Below are 19,373 nucleotides of genomic sequence, written 5' to 3' on the forward strand. Positions count from 1 at the left end.
AAGGGTGTCCATCGTGAGGTGGAATCTGAAAGAAGATGGAGGCAAAACTCCGGTCCGAGGAACACGAATCATATCAGGCATATAACGGGGATGAGTGTGCCAAACAACACGAAGTCATAAGAGATTGCGGAAGAGGACTGTTATATGTAAATATGGCGGATATATGGAGGGAAAGAGATATGACCTTATCCCGGGAGGTCTTGTGAGGGAGATAATTCCTAGTAACAACGAATCACAAGAAGTCAGCTGAGGTCGTAGTAGCGAAGAAGTTACTGTAATGGTAATGGAGTGAAGGACTGAACAAATCTATCAGTTATTAAAAATTGAATTTGTATTCATGCATGGTCTTGGGATATGAGGAAAACTAGTGCCATGAGTAGACAAAGAACGGATGAAAATGGAAGTTAGTGCATGGATAAGCGAAGAAATGGAGGTAACGAATATTGAAAACTGATAACACATTATTAGAAAATATGCTTAGTGATGAAAATATCATGGAAGCATATAAACAGGTCAAAAGAAATAAAGGAGCACCTGGTATTGATGGTATGACTATTAGTGAGCTTAAAGGATATCTTGAAGAAAATCTAGATAACATAAGGGAACAAATAAGGGCAAGAAAGTACAAACCAAGTCCTGTAAGAAGAATAGAGATATCCAAGGACAATGGTGGAACAAGAAACTTAGGGATTCCAACAGTCATTGATAGAGTTATACAACAAGCGATAGTGCAGGTTCTTACGCCAATCTACGAACCTATATTCAGTGATTCAAGTTATGGATTTAGACCAAATCGCTGTTGTGAAATGGCAATCATCAAAGCACTTGAATATATGAATGATGGATATGAGTGGGTAGTAGATATAGACCTGGAGAAATTCTTTGACAATGTACATCATGACAAGCTTATCTCATTGATTATGAAGAATGTCAAAAATGGAGAAATCGTATCGCTAATAAGAAAGTTTCTAGTGAGTGGGATTATGATAGATAATGAATATAAGGAATCAGTCATAGGAACACCTCAGGGAGGAAATTTATCGCCACTACTAAGTAACGTAGTGCTTAATGAACTAGATATAGAACTAGAAACAAGAGGACTTAAGTTTGTAAGATATGCAGATGACTGTATTATATTGGTGCATTCATCAAAAGCAGCAGACAGAGTCATGAGGAATGTATCAAAGTTCATAGAAGGTAAATTAGGACTAAAAGTCAACATGACGAAAAGCAAAGTAAGTAAACCAAATGACATCAAGTACCTAGGATTTGGATTTTACAAAGACTATAAAGCGGGCGGAGTATATAAGGCAAAGCCACATAAGATATCAATAGTAAAATTAAAAGCTAAAATAAAGAAGTTAACATCAAGAAGTTGGTCGGTAAGTCTAGGGTATAGATTTCTAAAGGTTAAACAACTTATAGTAGGATGGGTAAACTACTATAAGATAGGAAATTTCAAAAAGAAGTGTAAGCAAATAGATAGTTGGCTACGATTTAGGATAAGAATGTGCATATGGAAACAATGGAAAACACCCCAAAAGAGAATCAGAATGATGATGAAGTTGGGAGTGAATGAGAATAGGGCAACAAGAACAGCGTATTCAAGAAAAGGATATGCAAGGATAGCCATATCACAACCATTAAGTTATGCACTTAGAAACGAAGTATTAAAATATAATGGCCTAGTATCATTACTAGACCAATATCAGTTAAAACATATTTAGTATAGATTTGAACCGCCGTGTGCCGAACGGCTTGCCCGGTGGTGTGAGAGGTCGAAAATAAATAAACAAATTATTTATTTTCTCCTACTCGATTGTTGAAGGAGGTATCTGCCAATGGCAAATAGAATCAAAGGTATAACCGTTGAGATTGGCGGAGATACCACTAAACTACAAACAGCATTAAAAGGGGTCAACGGACAGATCAAAAGTACACAGTCTGCTCTTAAGGATGTTGAGAAACTTCTGAAACTTGACCCTACAAATACAACTCTGCTTGCCCAGAAACAGAAACTTCTTACCCAGGCAATCGGAGAAACAAAAGAAAAGCTATCAACCCTAAAGACAGCAGCACAGCAAGCTAATGTGCAGCTGCAAAAGGGAGAAATCACACAAGCACAATATGATGCCCTTCAAAGGGAAATTGCTGAGACAGAGGCTGAACTTAAAAAGCTTGAATCACAGGCATCCAAGACTAATCAGACGCTTACGAAAATCGGAGAGGTTGGTTCTAAAGTAGAAACCTTCGGTAATGGAGTCACAAATGTAGGTAAGAAAGTATCTGTGGCATCTGCTGCAGTTACTGCAATGGGTGGGGCTGCTGTAAAGACGGCAGCAGACTTTGAAAGTTCCATGAGCCAGGTTCAGGCTACGATGGGTATTACAAAAGATTCCATGTCAACTCTTGATGGTCAGTCCGTGAATACAATGGACGCACTGTCTGACCTTGCAAAAGAGATGGGATCCAAGACTGCGTTTTCTGCCAGTGAATGTGCTGAGGCATTAAACTACCTTGCCCTTGCCGGATATGACACGCAGGAAATGGCTGATACACTTCCGACTGTACTTAACCTTGCAGCGGCTGGTGGACTTGATCTTGCATCAGCATCGGATATGGTTACTGATGCGATGTCTGCCCTTGGAATGAAAACCTCTGATGCAAACAAGATGGTCGATCAGATGGCGAAGACTGCATCAAGCACAAATACCTCTGTAGGACAGCTTGGTGAGGGAATTTTAACTATCGGTGCAACAGCAAAGACAGTCAAAGGCGGAACTGCAGAATTAAATACAGCACTTGGTATCTTAGCGAATAATGGTATCAAGGGAGCAGAGGGCGGTACGCACCTTCGTAACGTCATTCTGTCATTGCAAAGTCCAACTGACACAGCAGCTGCTCAGATGGAGGCACTTGGTCTGTCTGTTTATGACTCCGAAGGAAATATGCGTTCACTGAACGATATACTTGGAGATCTGAATACGAGCATGGATGGTATGACTGCTGAGGAAAAGGCAAATATCATCAGTAAGATTTTTAATAAAACAGATCTTTCTTCTGTAAATGCACTGCTTGCAAATACAGGTGATACCTGGACAGATTTGCAGACTGCCATTGAAAACAGTGGCGGAGCAGCACAGCAGATGGCAGACACTCAGCTTGATAACTTGTCTGGTCAGCTTACGATCTTAAAGTCTGCAGTAGAGGGTTTTGCAATTTCCATTGGTGATGCACTTATGCCAATGATTAAAAACATCGTAGCAAAGATTCAGTCCTTCGTGGATTGGCTGAATAATCTTGATGAGAGTCAAAGACAGGTCATTGTTAAAATTGGTCTATTTGTAGCAGCACTGGGACCGGCACTTGTAATCTTAGGTACGGTTATTTCAAAAATTGGTGTGGTCATTCAGGCATTCAGTAAGTTTGGACTGAAGATAACGAGTCTTATTTCTAATGCCGGAGGACTATCCGGTATGATGGGAAAGGTTGGTGTTGCGATTGGAGGCATTTCTGCACCTGTGGTAGCTGTTGTGGCTATCATTGCAGTATTGGTAGCAGCCTTTGTACATCTTTGGAAAACGAATGAAGATTTCCGTAAGAATGTAACTGCAATATGGAATCGAATCAAAGGTATCTTTGATAGTTTCACGCAGGGTATTGTGGATAGATTAAACGCATTAGGATTCAACTTTGAAGATATCACAGAAGTAATCAAAACGGTATGGGATGGATTTTGTAATTTCCTTGCTCCGATTTTTGAAGGAGTGTTTACATACATAGCAAATGTATTAGAGGAAACTTTCGGAATTATCACAGGAATCCTAGATGTATTTATCGGTATCTTTACAGGTAATTGGTCACAAGTATGGGAAGGAGTAAAAGGCATCTTCTTATCCATTTGGAACTTCATTGCCAACTCGTTTATAAATATTATGAATGTTCTGAAAGGAATAGCAGATGTTGTTCTTGGGTGGTTCGGAACTAGGTGGAATGAAGTGTGGACTGGTATCAAGGATTTCTTTGTAAATCTTTGGACAGGAATTGCCACTTTCTTTTCAGGACTTTGGGAAGGCATCAAGAATGTTGTTACAACTGCGGTGATGTTTATAGCATCATTTTTTGAGGCTGCTTTTGATATTATTACACTTCCATTCCGATTTATCTGGGAGAACTGTAAGGAAATAATTATTTCCGTATGGAATGCAATCAAGAGCAAGGTGACAACAGTAATCAATGCAGTATCTACAATGATTAGTACAGTTTTGAATGCAATAAAGACGGTATTTTCTACAGTATGGAATGCAATCAAAACGGTTGTCACTACGGTGGTTAATACTATCAAAACGGTTGTAACCACGGTATTCAATGCAATTAAGACAACAGCAACAACAGTATGGAATGCTATTAAAACAGCAATCACGACACCAATCAATGCTGTGAAGAATACGGTATTCACAGTATTTAATTCTGTGAAAAGCACTGTAACTTCTGTATTCAATAGTATCAAGAGTACGGCCACTTCCGTATGGAATGGAATTAAGAACGCCATTACAACACCTATCCAGGCGACAAAGGATAAAATCAAAAGTATGGTTGATGCCATTAAAGGATTTTTCTCCGGTATGAAGATTTCTTTGCCGAAGATTAAGTTGCCACACTTCAAGGTAACAGGTAAGTTGTCAATTGCACCGCCTTCCGTTCCTCATCTTTCTATTGATTGGTATAAAGATGGTGGTATTATGACAAAACCTACAGCATTCGGTATGAATGGAAGTTCCATGATGGTTGGTGGCGAGGCAGGTGCAGAGGCAATCCTGCCGCTTTCAGGCTTTTACAAGCAGCTTGAGGCAATGATTGACAGCAGATTAAACATGACTTCTATGGAGAAGTACTTGGCCATTATTGCGGATAACAGTTCAAAGGGTATCTATCTTGACGATGGAACACTTGTCGGACATCTTCTTCCGGCAATTGATGACGGACTTGGTAAAAATACAAAATTGACAAGGAGGCTTTCGTTATGATACCGGATATTTATATTAACGATATTTCAATGTCAAGAATGGGATGGATTCGTGAGAACATCGATTTTCCAATTCCTAAATCGCAGACAGAAACTGTGGTTGTTCCCGGTCGCAATTCTCCAATAAGATTTACAGAGGCTCTTGGTTCGGTATCATTTGAACCCAGAGCCTTTACTGTTAATTTGTCTATGCTTGGAACAAGAAAGAAATTCAACGAACTTGTAAAGTCTGTAGGCAATCAGTTTTCAGGAAGACTTGCGAAAGTCATCTGCAGTGAAGAACCCGGACTGTATTCGATTGGAACACTTCAGCTTACACCTTCCTATGATCCGCTTGAAGGCAGAGGCGAACTTGTAATTGAATGCTCTGATGCGGATTCGTATAGATATCACACAGATGTGACGGAGGTAATCGTATCAGGAAATGCTACTGTCAGTCTTCAAAATGACTATATGCCTGTAATACCTGTGATTACTACAACGGCAGAAACAAAGCTTACCTGGAAGATTGGAACAGACACATTTAACAAAACAGTCAGTGCCGGAACATGGGAGTTTCCTGAACTGCAGTTATCACACGGAACGAACTCCGTAAAGGTAACTGGAAGTGGAACTACAACATTCAGATACAGGGAGGGATGCGTATGAGTATTTTCAGAGTTTATGTTGACGGTGCTTTGTTTTATCATCCCAACCTTTCAAAGCTTGCAATCACGCAGGCACGGGTAAGCGAAGATGCTGCAAACATCGACAGCCTTAAACTGTCAGCACCGTTTAATCATCCATACATTGATTCCATCAAGCCTATGGCATCGATTATCGTATGCAAGAAGGGTGAGAATGTAGTGTTTGAAGGCAGAGCATTGGATAATGGTTCGGACTTTTATAACACACATACCTGGACTTGCGAATCAGCACTTGCTTATCTGAAAGATACCATGCAGCCACCTTTTTCATATAAGGGATCGCTGAAAGGTCTGTTTGAACAGTTTATTTCTGTTCATAACAAGAGTGTGGAAGACCAGAAGAAATTCAAAGTAGGTAATGTGACGGTTACGGATAACAATGACTATGTTTCCTACAGCAGTTCCGATTTTACGATGACGATGGACACCATCAAGAATAAGCTTATCAATACGCACGGTGGCTATCTGCAGGTCAGATATGAGAGCGATGGAAAGTATCTCGATTATCTTTCTGACTTCAAAACAAAGTCAATGCAGACCGTAGAGTTTGGTAAGAATATCACGGATGTGAAGATTACAAGAGATCATACCGAAAGAGTCACAGTTCTTATTCCACTCGGAGCAAAGAAGACAGTGACTGATGAAAATGGCAACGAAACACAGAGTGAAGACCGAGTAGATATTACTTCCGTGAATGGTGGCAAGAATTACATCTATGACGATGCAGCAGTAAAAGAAATTGGTTGGATTTGGAAGTCTGAGGTATGGGATGATGTGACTCTTCCAGGCAATCTTCTAAAGAAAGCAAAATCAAGACTATTCGACCTTGTGAATGGAGTTACCAGTATTCAGCTTACAATCGTGGATGAATCCGATACTGGCGCTGATATTGGAGATATCCGTGCCAGGATGTATGTAGAGTGTATCTCAAAGCCACATGGTATTAACGGAACTTATCTTTGTGTGAGCAGAACACGGGATTATCTGAATCCTTCCGGCAATACCATAACCATCGGAGCAAGTGGTGTAACACTTTCTGCATCTACGGTTAAGCAGGATAAAAATATAGCTGCCATTGAAGATGATCTTCTTGGCAAGACCTATAAGATCGAAACAATCAGCGGTGAGATTGATACCATTAATGCACAGAAAATGTACCGTACAGAACTTGTGGTTGATGGAGTGAATATCTTCAAAAATAAAGGTCAGGCAAGCACAATGCGATGTAAAGTCTATTCCTGGGATAAAGACATCACGGATACACTTGATGCAGAGTGTTTTGTATGGCATAGAAAGTCCTCTGATGAAGAGGCAGATATAGAGTGGGATAAAAGCCACATAGGAAAAAAGCAAATAACAATCACTACCGAGGACGTATATGACAATGCGTCCTTTTATTGTGAAATCAATTTATAGGAGGCTTTCATATGGGTACAATTTTAACTTCGAGCCAGCAGACTTTCGTTGATATTACAGATCAGCGAAAGCTGTCGGCATACATTACTTCAAATCTTCCGAAAACACAAAGTGAAGATCCAAATGTGCTGCCACATGAATACGCACCAAACTGGATAACTTCAAATCTTGTGCTTACTCCGGTTCTCTTCCTTGACCAGACAAATGTATCTCCAACAGCTACAGGAGTAACAATTACATGGAAAAGAAAAGATGGGGTGGCATCAGAAACGGCTCTCTCATCCGAGGAAACAGTCAATAAGGGTGTACTTACGGTCAATGCAAACAAGCTTGCTGCATCGGCTTCCGGGATGATTACATACATCTGCTATATCAGTTACTATGATGCAGAAACGAAGAACACCATCAATATTTCTTCGGATATTACTTACACTCTCGTAAAGAATGCCACTAATGCAAAACTTTGCTATGTGACAAGTGATACGTATGTTTTTAAGTATAATACCTCGTCTGTTTTAGTAGGTGCATCTCAAGCCACTCTTACTGCGCAGATGCAGGGTGTGACTGTTGGCAAATGGCAGTATAAGAACAGTTCCGGTGCTTGGGCAGATTATCCAAGCACATCAGATAACACAAGCATTACAGGAGGAACTTTAGTTGTAAAGCCAGGTCATGCTGTGTTTAACAATAACGTGGCACAGATTAGGGTAACAACTTCTGATGCAGATGTATTTGACACGATTTCCATCAGTAAGATTTATGATGGTGCAAAGGGTGATAAAGGTAATCCGGGTTCTACAGGCAGTGGTGGTATTTCAGTTATTCTTGGCAATGAAACACAGACTATTGCCTGTACATCAGCAGGAAAAACGGCAGCTGCGGCTACTATCAGTATTCCATTTACCGGATATGTAGGCATTACGCAGACATCAACAACCTGCACAGTAGGAACACTTCCAACGGGTATCACACTTAAAACAAATACAGCATCAACAGCATCTGTAGCAGGAAAGGTTGAACTTTCAGTAGCAGCATCTTCTGATTTAGGCAATGCATCTGTACTTACTGGAGATATCGTGCTTACTTTTACGATTTCAGGAAAGTCTGTAACAAAGGTATTCACTTGGACTAAATCAAAGGCAGGAAGTAATGGCTCGTCAGCTGTTGTGTTCTCTGTATATGCTCCGCATGGAACAATCGTACAGAATCAGTCTGGAACTCTTACTCTTGCTACATCTGCATATTTGGGTTCAACAGCTATCACAAATGCAACTTATCAGTGGGCAAAATACTCAGGTGGTGCATGGAAAAATATTAGCAATGCAACAGCATCAACACTTACTGTTTCAGGAGCTGATATCATAAATATTCAGTCCTACAGGTGTACTATGACTTATTCAGGCAAGACCTATGTTGATGTAATTACCGTTGAGGATAAGTCAGATCCGTATATTTCAGAGATGCTTTCTATTGGCGGGTTTACAGTAAAGAATAATCTTGGAGGTCTTGTTCCATACATTATTGTAAGAACCAATCAGCAGGAGGTTGATGCGTTGCTTGGCAATATCAGTGAAACAGCACCCTCTGCTCCAAAGTCAGGAGATTTCTGGTATAAGATTGACCACTCGGCAAAGAATGTAACCTTGATGAAATACAATGGAACTGCATGGGCAAACGCTACGGAAAAGCAAAGCCTTACTTATACCTGGTATGCACAGGACAAGGACGGAAAAGAAGTGACATTCACAAAGACCGGAAAGGTCATCTATCTTTCGGCAGCTGATATTGACAGTCTGCTTACCCTTCAGTGTGATGTTTCTAATTGATGGGAGGTGTGATGAATGGCACTTTTGACATCATGCCAGAATACATTTCAAAGTGTTGTGGCTTATGAAGATGCTTTGGGTGATGTGGAAACACTGAAGATTCAAGTGCATGAGTGCTACTCGGAGATTACCAAAACATCAAATGAAATAATGAGTTCGGTAAAGGACACTTACATTGAAAAGTCGGATCTGGAAAAATTGCAGCAGGATTTTCAGACCAGTATCACGCAGAACAGCAGTGAGATACGAATGGACTTTACGGCTATTACTGATGAGATAAAAGGAAATGTGGCAACAAACCAAGAACTGCTAGAGGAGTATATTCGCTTCAAGGGTGCTTTGATTGAACTTGGAAAAGTAGGAAATGCTTTTACCGCAGAATTATCCAATGAAGAATTGGCTTTCAAAGAGAATGGACAAAAGATTGCATACATTTCAAATAATAGCTTGGTTATTACCAATGCAGAAATACGAAACAAGCTGTCCCTTGGAAATGAAACCAGGGGATGGTTTGATTTTATACCCAGAGGAAACGGAAATCTCTCTATTAAATGGAGAGACCCGGTATCGTAAAGGAGGAAGAAAAGCATGGCATCAAGCGGAAGCATTACAACAAATGAAAAAGAAGGACGTTCTATAACGCTATCATGGACATTGTCGAGTCAGAGTATCGAGAAAAACACATCCACAATTGCATGGACATTGAAAGGCTCCGGCAGTTCTGGTGGCGGAAGTTGGGTAATGTCTGGAGCTTTTAAGGCTGTTATTAACGGAACCACAGTATATTCGAGTGACACACGTATACAGTTAAAGAAAGATCAAGTGATTGCTAGTGGATCAACTACAATCGCACATAATACTGATGGTACAAAATCTTTTAGTCTAAGCTGCCAGGCAGGTGTTTATACTTATGCAGTTAGTGTTACTGCAAGTGGTACACATACACTGAATACCATTCCCAGAGCATCATCGGTATCAGCAACAAATGTAAATATGGGAAGTGCTACAAAAATTGCTATTTCTAGGGCATCTTCTTCTTTTACACATACTTTGACCTATAAATTTGGCAGTTCAACAGGAACAATTGTATCAAAGACAACATCTACATCAGTATCTTGGACTCCGGCAATATCACTTGCAAATCAGATACCAAAGGCAGTATCAGGATCATGTACGATTACTTGTGATACCTATAGTGGTTCAACAAAGGTAGGATCAAAGACTTGCACACTTACACTTACTGTGCCGGCCACGGTCAAGCCGACCATTACAAGTTTAGGTGTAACAAGGGTTGATGGGACAGTACCAACTGATTGGGGAATTTATGTGCAATCGAAATCAAAAGCAACGCTTACGATAAATGGAGCAGCAGGAAGTTATGGCTCGACTATTTCTTCTTATTCAATTTCCGGCGGAGGTTTTTCAAGTACTGAATCAAGCTTTACAACAGGTTTTCTTACAACGTCCGGTACGATAACATTTACAGCAAAGGTTACAGATTCAAGAGGGAGGGTTTCAGATGCCAAGACAGTATCAATTTCTGTGGTAGCATATGCAGCACCGTCCTTTACAGATTATTTATCGCAGAGAGCAATAAGTGATGGAACAGCAAATGATGATGGCACATATATTCGAAGTATAATTTCTTATTCGTATTCATCTTGCGGCAATAAGAATACTGTGACTAGAGCAACTTATTATAAAAAGTCATCTGCAAGTACCTGGACAAATGCAAACAAAAGTTTCTCTTCCGGTACAGCTTTTGTATTTGGTGGAGGTGCAATATCAACAGAGAGTTCATACGATGTGAAATACACCATTACAGATGAGTTCACTACAGTTACCATCTACAATACGGTATCAACTGCTGCAGTTCTAATGGATTTTAAAGCTGGTGGTAAGGGCATTGCTATTGGAAAGGTTGCAGAAAAAGATAATACAGTAGAAATCGCAAACAACTGGGAATTAGAAATTCACGGGAAGAAACTTATTGATTACATCTATCCCATAGGCAGTATTTATATGAGCGTAAATGCTACAAGTCCGGCTAATCTTTTTGGAGGCTCTTGGACGCAATTAAAAGATAGATTTCTATTAGGTGTCGGCTCAGCCTATACTGCCGGTTCAACCGGAGGTGCTGCAACACATAAACTGACCGTTGCTGAAATGCCTAAACATGCTCACGATACACCATTCTTCAACAATATGACGAATAATGGAGAAGGAAAATCTGATTTTATCGGAGTGTATGGTAAAGGGGCAACGGCAAGTGCAGCAATAAAAGAAATGGGAGCCTCATCCACAATGGAAATGTGGTGGGTTAACCAGACAAACAAAGCAGAAGGAAACGAATGGAGTTACCTAACTTCATCAAAAGGTGGCTCTTCTGCTCATAACAATATGCCACCTTACCTTGTAGTTTATATGTGGAAAAGAACTGCATAAATTATTTGGAATCAAGCATCTCTTCGGAGGTGCTTTTTTCATACCTATTTTTAAGAAATGGAGGAATAAATCATGAAGGAATTTTGGAACGGAATACAGATTGTATTCACTATGATCGGCGGTTGGCTTGGATATTTTCTTGGAGGCTGCGATGGCCTTTTAATTGCCCTTGTGATGTTCGTAGTGATGGATTACATCTCAGGGGTCATGTGTGCAATTGCGGATAAGACGTTATCCAGTGAGGTCGGTTTCAAGGGCATCTGCAGAAAGGTGCTGATTTTTGTTTTAGTGGGCATCGCAAACATTCTCGATGTCCAAGTAATCGGGACGGGAAGCGTACTTAGGACAGCAATTATCTTTTTCTACATTTCCAATGAAGGCATATCACTTCTTGAAAATGCAGGATATTTAGGACTTCCTATTCCAGAAAAAATCAAAACAGTTTTAGAGCAGCTCCATGACAGAGCAGAAAGAGAGGAAAAATAATATGGCTTATACAAACAGTAAAATGGTGGTATACACCAAACTTAGTCCAAATCATTCCGGACAAAGAACTCATGCAATTGACAGAATCACCCCACATTGTGTAGTAGGACAGTGTTCTGTAGAAACTCTTGGCAATATATTTTATCCGGCGTCAAGACAGGCAAGCTGTCAGTATGGGATTGGTCCTGATGGAAGAGTCGGAATGTATGTGGAGGAAAAGAATCGTTCTTGGTGTTCTTCGTCTAATGCGAATGATCAGAGAGCAGTAACTATTGAATGTGCATCCGATACTAAACATCCATATACTATGAACAGCACTGTGTATGCAACTCTTATTAAGCTTTGCGTAGATATCTGTAAACGTAATGGAAAGAAGAAACTCATCTGGCTTGGGGATAAAAATAAGACTCTGAATTACTCACCAAAATCTGATGAAATGGTACTTACAGTTCACAGATGGTTTGCCAATAAGTCCTGCCCGGGAGATTGGCTTTACTCAAGACTTGGTGATCTTGCATCAAAGGTCACTGCACAGCTTGGTGGCAGTAATTCTGCTACGGGCAATGGAACATCTACAAGTGGCTTTTATAGGGTAAGAAAATCTTGGAATGACGCAAAATCGCAGAAAGGTGCATTCAAGTACCTTGATAATGCTAAGAGATGTGCAAAAGCTAATCCGGGATATTTCATCTTTGATGAGAATGGCAAAATTGTAGGATCTAATGCCTCAAGTACCAAAACGGTAGATGAGCTTGCAAGAGAAGTTATCCAGGGTAAGTGGGGTAATGGTTCTGACAGAAAGAACAGATTGACAGCCGCAGGATATAACTATTCTGCAGTGCAGAAAAGAGTAAACGAACTCTTAAAATAAGAGCTATGAGCCTGTCTGCATTCTTCGGAGTGTGGGCAGGCTTTATTTTTTTGTTTCAAAACGTCCTTTTGATGCCCTTCCCAAGGCTACTAGTTAGGAAGAGCAAAACAAGGAAAAAAGAAAAATAAAAAAGTTTTTCAAAAAACGTCCTTTTGAACCTCTTCCCAAGGCTAAAAGTTAGAGAGAAACAAATCTCTCGGAATTGGAGGTGTCACGATGAAACATAATCTTCACATTAGTGTTTCTGACAAGCCACAACGAAACGGCATGGTGTCCTACAAGAGCATCACACTTCGAGAAAGATTTATGAGAATGCTGTTCGGTAAAAAGCAGAAGATCATGATTCTTGTTCCGGGTGACACGATTGAGGAACTTGCCATCACAAAAGTTACGGAAGGAGGTAGACCATGAACAAAGTAACGGAATTACTTGACGCTGTAGCCCAAGTCATCACGAATGTGCGTAACCTGGCAGACAGTCTTCAGGTGGTAGCTGATGTTCTTACAGATATGAAATCTGTAGAAGTAACTGGATCACAGCCTGCAGCACAGATTGCTGAAAAGGCTGCAAAGCCTAAGAGGGAAAAAGCAAAGTTTTACACACTCGAAGACGTAAGAGGAGTTCTTGCCGAAAAGAGCCAGAACGGACTTACATCAGAAGTTAAGGGCTTGATTGCAAAGTTTGGAGGCAGCAAGTTATCCGACATCGACCCTAGCAACTATGAAGCAATCATCAAAGAGGCGGAGGTGCTTGGAAATGAGTAAACACGCATTCCTTTCCCCTTCAAGTTCTCACAGATGGCTCAACTGTACACCTAGTGCAAGTCTTGAATCAGAGTTTGAAAACAAGACAAGCCAGGCAGCAGAAGAAGGAACAGCTGCTCATGCATGGTGTGAACATAAGCTTAAGAAAACACTACGAAGAAGAAGCAAAAGACCCATTTCTTCTTATGACAGTGATGAGATGCAGGAACACACCGATGCATATGTGGATTTTGTCTTGGAACAGCTTGATGTTGCAAAGCAGAACTGCAATGACCCATTGGTGCTGATAGAGCAACACGTAGACTTCTCTGAATATGTCCCAGATGGTTATGGCACAGCAGACTGTGTGATTGTTTCGGATGATAAGCTGCACATCATTGATTTCAAATACGGCATGGGAGTTCTGGTAGACGCTACAGACAATCCACAGATGAAATGCTATGCACTCGGTGCCCTTGCAATCTATGACAGCTTATATGACATCAAGGAAGTTTCAATGTCCATCTTCCAGCCACGCAGGGAGAATGTGAGCACCTGGACGATTTCAGTTGATGAACTTAAGTCCTGGGCAGAAGAAGTATTAAAGCCAAAGGCTGAAATGGCCATGAATGGCGAAGGCGAATACTGTCCCGGTGAATGGTGTACCTTCTGCAGGGCAGCAGTCAGATGCAGAGCAAGAGCAGAAGAAAAGCTGAAACTTGCACAGGAAGAATTCAAACTTCCTCCACTTCTTACAGATGAGGAAATCGAAGAAATTCTATCCGTTATTCCTGATCTTACAAAGTGGGCAAATGAGATTATGGCTTATGCTACCGAATCAGCTGTGAGCCACGGTAAGCAGTGGAACGGATTCAAGGTTGTTGAAAGACGCTCTGTCCGTAAGTACACGGACGAAGATGCAGTTGCCAAAGCAGCCAAGGAAGCAGGTTATAAGGATATTTACCGTCAGAGCCTTATCACTCTTACAGAGATGCAGAAACTGATGGGTAAAGCAACATTTGAAAAGGTACTGGGTGACCTTATCTACAAACCACCCGGAAAGCCGACTCTTGTACCAAACTCGGATAAGAGAGAGGCAATGCATATATCAAACGCTAAAAACGAATTTAAAATGGAGGATTAACGATTATGGCGAATACAAGTAAAACAAAGGTTATCACAGGCAAGAACACAAGACTTTCTTATTTCCACGGATGGGAACCTACATCTATCAATGGCGGTCCAGAAAGATACAGTGTATCTGTTCTTATTCCAAAGGATGATAAGGAAACAGTAAAGGCAATCAATGATGCGGTTGATGCAGCTATTGAGGAAGGCATCGCAAAGTTCGGTGGCAAGAAGCCTAACAAGGCAGCAATCAAGCTTCCTCTTCGTGATGGTGACACAGAGCGTGAGGACGAGGCTTATGCCGGACATTGGTTCATCAATGCCAACAGTAAGACAGCACCACAGATTGTTGATAAGGCCGTAAAGCCTATTCTTGACCGTGATGAGGTGTACAGTGGTTGCTATGCAAGAGTTTCTCTTAACTTCTATGCATTCAACTCCAATGGTAATAAGGGTATTGCCTGTGGTCTTGGTAATATTCAGAAAATCAGAGACGGAGAGTCCCTTGGTGGTCGTAGCTCTGCAACTGATGATTTCAGTACTGAGGAAGATGACGATTTCTTATCTTAATCTGAACTGACCCTTTAACTTTCTGCAGGCGGTGTGAAACACCACCGTCTGCAACTATTATGAATATACGAGGTAAACGATATGAACGAATTATATGAATTAGCAAAGCAGATTGATGTGATCATCATCTTCTACATTTTTATGGGTGCTGGTATCTACGGCATTGTTAGTACAATCATGAACTGCATCTGGCTTGTGAAGGATTCCATTAAAAAGCATAAGGATAAGAAGAAATCTGCTGAAGATAAAACTGAAGAATAAAAGTGTGCAGGCGGTGGAGGACAATCCTCTGCCGTCTGTTTTACTTTGAAAGGAAGTGAGAATGTGAAATCAATCAGTATAGATATTGAAACCTTTTCAAGTGTGAGTCTGCAAAAATCCGGGGTTTATCGTTATGCAGAAAGTGAAGATTTTGAGATTCTGCTTTTCGGATATTCCGTAGATGGCGGCGAGGTCAAGGTTGTAGACCTCGCAATGGGAGAAAAGATACCGGACGATATTATTGTTGCTCTTACAGATGATGAAGTCATCAAGTGCGCTTTCAATGCACAGTTTGAAAGAGTCTGCCTGTCCAGATATCTTCGTGATAATGGTGTATCTCATAATGGATATTGTCTTGATCCTGTGTCATGGCGTTGCACTCTTGTTTGGGCGGCAACTCTTGGACTTCCATTATCCCTTGAAGGAGTAGGTGCTGTTCTTGGACTTGAAAAGCAGAAACTCACAGAGGGCAAGAATCTCATCAAATACTTCTGTGTTCCCTGCTCTCCTACAAAGGTCAATGGTGGCAGAACAAGAAATATGCCATATCACGATTTGGAGAAGTGGACGCAGTTTAAGGCATACAACCTTCGAGATGTTGAAACAGAGATGGGTATCCAACAGAAACTATCCCGTTTCCCGGTAAGCAAAAGTATATGGGATGAGTATCATTTAGATCAGGAAATCAATGACCGTGGAATTGGTGTTGATATGGTTTTTGTTAAGAATGCCATTGCCTTTGATGAGAAGAGCAAGACGATACTTACAAAACAGATGCAGAAACTTACCGGTCTTGAAAATCCAAACTCCGTACAGCAGATGAAGAACTGGCTTTCAGAGAATGGACTTGAAACAGACAGCCTTGGCAAGAAAGTAGTGGCAGAAATGATGAAGGAGGCTCCTGAACATCTTGTGGATGTGTTATCCCTTCGTCAGCAGCTTGCGAAAAGCAGTGTGAAGAAATATACGACTATGAAAAATACCGTGTGCATGGATAACAGAGCAAGAGGAATGTTTCAGTTTTACGGAGCCAACAGAACCGGTAGGTTTGCCGGAAGACTGGTGCAGCTCCAGAACCTGCCTCAGAACCATATGCCAGATCTTGCACAGGCAAGAGGTCTTGTAAGATGCGGTAACTTTGATGCCCTTGAACTTTTATATGATGATATCCCGGATACCTTGTCACAGCTTATCCGTACAGCTTTTGTGCCACAGGGAGATAACAAATTCATCGTTGCTGACTTTTCTGCCATTGAAGCGAGAGTCCTTGCGTGGCTTGCTGGCGAGAAATGGCGAATTAAAGTATTTGAAGAAGGCAAGGATATCTATTGCAGCAGTGCATCACAGATGTTCGGTGTGCCTGTTGAAAAGCATGGTGTTAACGGTCACTTAAGACAGAAAGGTAAGATAGCGGAACTCGCACTTGGCTATGGCGGTTCAGTCGGAGCATTGAAAGCTATGGGAGCCATTGAAATGGGTCTTACCGAAGAGGAACTCCAGCCTCTTGTCTATGCTTGGAGGAATTCAAATCCTGCCATCACAATGTTGTGGTGGGATATTGATAACTGTGTAAAGGAAACAGTCAAGAAGAGAATCACAACCGAAACTCACGGCATACGATTTATGTATGAGAGTGGATTTCTTTTTATCGTTCTTCCTTCCGGCAGAAGACTTGCATATGTAAAACCCAAGATGGGTGTGAATCAGTTCGGTGGTGCGTCTGTTACCTATGAAGGTGTAGGTGGTACAAAGAAATGGGAAAGGCTTGAAAGCTATGGTCCAAAGTTTTGTGAAAACATCACACAGGCAATTGCCAGGGATATTCTCATGTATGCAATGCAGACTTTAAGAAACTGTAATATCGTTGCTCATGTGCATGATGAAGTCATCATCGAGTGCAGAAAGGATATGTCCCTTGATGCTGTGTGTGAGCAGATGGGAAGAACTCCACCCTGGGCAAAGGGTCTTCTTCTTCGTGCAGACGGCTATGAATGTCGGTTTTATAAAAAAGATTAATGAAAAACGTCCTTTTCAACCTCTTGCCAAGGCTACATGGTAGGAGGTGCTTTTTTATGCAGATTACAAAATTAGAAGACGGTGCAGCAGCACCAAAGCCTGACACAAAGGTGTTTACACAGGAAGAATTGCAGAAGGAATTTGACTTCATTCTCGCTGAAAGGATAGTTCGTAAGATGGCAGAAAAGGGTCTTATTTCTGATGATGAATTACACAAAATCTCCGAGAAAAATCGGCTTATTTTCTCTCCCTATCTATGCGAGATTTATCAGTAATTGACTTGATATATAACGGTTTCTACGGGAATATGTCATACGATAAAGCGAGGTGATATAAGTGAAGAATGTAACGAAAATCAATCAGGTTGATTTCTCCATTTTTAAGAAGACAAGGGTGGCTGCATACTGCAGAGTTTCAACTGATAGTGATGAACAGGAACTCAGCCTTGAAACACAGAAAAATCATTATGAGAGTTACATCAAAGCAAACAGTGAATGGGAATATGCAGGTATTTATTATGATGATGGTGTCAGCGGTACAAAGACTGCAAAGAGAGATGGGTTGTTAAGACTTATGGAAGACTGTGAAAAAGGTCTTATCGATCTTGTCATCACAAAATCCATCAGCAGATTCAGCAGAAACACTACCGATTGTCTGGCACTTGTAAGAAAGCTTTTGAATTATGAAGTCTATGTTATTTTTGAAAAGGAAAATATAAACACAGGCTCTATGGAAAGTGAGTTAATGCTTGCTGTATTGGCCAGCATGGCAGAAAGCGAGTCACGTTCCATTTCGGAGAATGAAAAGTGGAGCATCAAGAAAAGGTTCCAGAACGGTACTTATGTGATTTCTTATCCGCCTTATGGCTATGCTAATGTCGATGGCGAGATGGTGATTATTCCTGAACAGGCAGAAGTTGTAAAAGAGATTTTTGCAGGGTGCCTTGCCGGAAAGAGCACCAACATCATTGCAAAGGAACTGAATGAAAAAAGTGTTCCTACCAAGAAAGGTGCTAAGTGGACAGGCGGTACGATTAACGGCATTCTTACAAATGAGAAGTACATAGGAGATGCACTTTTTCAGAAGACCATCACAGATGCATCCTTCAAGAGAAAAAGAAACTATGGCGAAGAAGAACAGTACTACTGTGAAAATCATCATGAGCCTATCATTGACCGAGAAACCTTTGAGAAAGCTAAGGAAGCAATTAGGCAGCGAGGACTTGAAAAAGGCAACTGCACCGAAGATACATCAAAGTATCAGAACAGATATGCCATGTCCGGTAAAATCAAGTGTGGCGAGTGCGGAAGATCATTTAAGAGAAGATACCACTATACTTCACACGGCAAAAGCTACAATGCTTGGTGCTGTGGCGGACATATTGAAGATTCGAGTTCCTGCTCCATGAAGTTCATTCGTGATGATGATTTAAAGAGAGCCTTCCTTACCATGATGAACAAGCTGGTATTTGGAAACGACCTAGTCTTGAAACCGCTCCTTATTTCCATTACAACAAATAATTCTAAAAAGAACGCAAACAGTGTGGAAGATATCGAAAAGGAAATGAAGAGCAATGAAGAACAGAAAAAGCAGCTGAATACACTTCTTACAAGAGGCTATCTTGAAAGTCCAGTATTTGCCGAGGCTCATAACAAGCTAGTGATGGAGTATGAACAGCTTACTGCAAAACGAGATCTTCTTTACAGAATGGATAACGCAGGCTACACGATGGAACAGGCATTAAGTGGCCTGGTCAGTTTCCTTAACGGAGCAGAGCCTTTTACCGAATGGGACGATTCCTTATTTGAAAGGTTCGTAGAAAAGGTAAAGGTGCTGTCCAGAGAAGAAGTAGAGTTTGAATTAAAATTTGGCTTAAAGCTGAAGGAAAGGATAGATTGA

Annotated in this window: 17 protein-coding genes; all 17 read left to right on the plus strand. The window is 40.9% G+C overall.

Annotation, left to right across the window (positions count from 1 at the left end; genetic code table 11):
- Nucleotides 1-443: 443 nt before the first annotated feature.
- Complete coding sequence (gene ltrA, locus NSA01_RS02280) at nucleotides 444-1,727, plus strand: group II intron reverse transcriptase/maturase (RefSeq protein WP_373887170.1); 1,284 nt, start codon at nucleotides 444-446, stop codon at nucleotides 1,725-1,727.
- Nucleotides 1,728-1,841: 114 nt separating this feature from the next.
- Complete coding sequence (locus NSA01_RS02285) at nucleotides 1,842-5,027, plus strand: phage tail tape measure protein (protein ID WP_257479898.1); 3,186 nt, start codon at nucleotides 1,842-1,844, stop codon at nucleotides 5,025-5,027.
- A gap of 38 nt (nucleotides 5,028-5,065) precedes the next feature.
- Nucleotides 5,066-5,674, plus strand: coding sequence for a hypothetical protein (locus NSA01_RS02290; protein WP_306813827.1), 609 nt, complete (start codon nucleotides 5,066-5,068; stop codon nucleotides 5,672-5,674).
- Nucleotides 5,671-7,128, plus strand: a complete 1,458-nt coding sequence (locus tag NSA01_RS02295) for a phage tail protein (RefSeq protein WP_257479900.1) — start codon at nucleotides 5,671-5,673, stop codon at nucleotides 7,126-7,128. The genes NSA01_RS02290 and NSA01_RS02295 overlap by 4 nt, the downstream gene beginning before the upstream one ends.
- Nucleotides 7,129-7,139: 11 nt before the next feature.
- Complete coding sequence (locus tag NSA01_RS02300) at nucleotides 7,140-8,954, plus strand: hypothetical protein (RefSeq protein WP_257479901.1); 1,815 nt, start codon at nucleotides 7,140-7,142, stop codon at nucleotides 8,952-8,954.
- A gap of 105 nt (nucleotides 8,955-9,059) precedes the next feature.
- Nucleotides 9,060-9,527, plus strand: coding sequence for a hypothetical protein (locus NSA01_RS02305; protein ID WP_257479902.1), 468 nt, complete (start codon nucleotides 9,060-9,062; stop codon nucleotides 9,525-9,527).
- A 15-nt stretch (nucleotides 9,528-9,542) separates the two neighbouring features.
- Nucleotides 9,543-11,399: a DUF859 family phage minor structural protein gene (locus tag NSA01_RS02310; RefSeq protein ID WP_257479903.1), complete on the plus strand. Its 1,857-nt coding sequence runs from the start codon at nucleotides 9,543-9,545 to the stop codon at nucleotides 11,397-11,399.
- Nucleotides 11,400-11,471: 72 nt separating this feature from the next.
- On the plus strand, nucleotides 11,472-11,885 hold the full coding sequence (locus NSA01_RS02315) for a phage holin family protein (protein ID WP_257479904.1): 414 nt from the start codon (nucleotides 11,472-11,474) through the stop codon (nucleotides 11,883-11,885).
- A 1-nt stretch (nucleotide 11,886) separates the two neighbouring features.
- On the plus strand, nucleotides 11,887-12,756 hold the full coding sequence (locus NSA01_RS02320) for an N-acetylmuramoyl-L-alanine amidase (RefSeq protein WP_257479905.1): 870 nt from the start codon (nucleotides 11,887-11,889) through the stop codon (nucleotides 12,754-12,756).
- 216 nt (nucleotides 12,757-12,972) lie between these two features.
- A complete protein-coding gene (locus NSA01_RS02325) occupies nucleotides 12,973-13,167 on the plus strand; it encodes a hypothetical protein (RefSeq protein ID WP_257479906.1) in 195 nt (64 codons plus the stop codon).
- A complete protein-coding gene (locus tag NSA01_RS02330) occupies nucleotides 13,164-13,520 on the plus strand; it encodes an rRNA biogenesis protein rrp5 (RefSeq protein WP_257479907.1) in 357 nt (118 codons plus the stop codon). Before NSA01_RS02325 ends, NSA01_RS02330 begins: the two co-directional genes overlap by 4 nt.
- Nucleotides 13,513-14,643, plus strand: coding sequence for a DUF2800 domain-containing protein (locus NSA01_RS02335; protein ID WP_257479908.1), 1,131 nt, complete (start codon nucleotides 13,513-13,515; stop codon nucleotides 14,641-14,643). The genes NSA01_RS02330 and NSA01_RS02335 overlap by 8 nt, the downstream gene beginning before the upstream one ends.
- A 5-nt stretch (nucleotides 14,644-14,648) precedes the next feature.
- Entirely contained in the window at nucleotides 14,649-15,197 is a 549-nt protein-coding gene (locus tag NSA01_RS02340; protein WP_257479909.1) for a DUF2815 family protein, read from the plus strand.
- An 81-nt stretch (nucleotides 15,198-15,278) separates the two neighbouring features.
- Complete coding sequence (locus NSA01_RS02345) at nucleotides 15,279-15,458, plus strand: hypothetical protein (protein WP_257479910.1); 180 nt, start codon at nucleotides 15,279-15,281, stop codon at nucleotides 15,456-15,458.
- A 63-nt stretch (nucleotides 15,459-15,521) separates the two neighbouring features.
- Nucleotides 15,522-17,474 (plus strand): DNA polymerase, encoded by a 1,953-nt coding sequence (locus NSA01_RS02350; protein WP_257479911.1) that lies wholly within the window; start codon nucleotides 15,522-15,524, stop codon nucleotides 17,472-17,474.
- Nucleotides 17,475-17,530: 56 nt separating this feature from the next.
- The gene (locus tag NSA01_RS02355; protein ID WP_022059219.1) at nucleotides 17,531-17,749 is read left to right on the plus strand and encodes an SHOCT domain-containing protein; all 219 of its coding nucleotides are present in this window, start codon (nucleotides 17,531-17,533) and stop codon (nucleotides 17,747-17,749) included.
- A 61-nt stretch (nucleotides 17,750-17,810) separates the two neighbouring features.
- A complete protein-coding gene (locus NSA01_RS10080) occupies nucleotides 17,811-19,373 on the plus strand; it encodes a recombinase family protein (protein ID WP_257479912.1) in 1,563 nt (520 codons plus the stop codon).

This window comes from Anaerofustis stercorihominis (assembly GCF_024623185.1).
In the GTDB taxonomy this organism is placed as follows: Bacteria; Bacillota; Clostridia; order Eubacteriales; family Anaerofustaceae; genus Anaerofustis.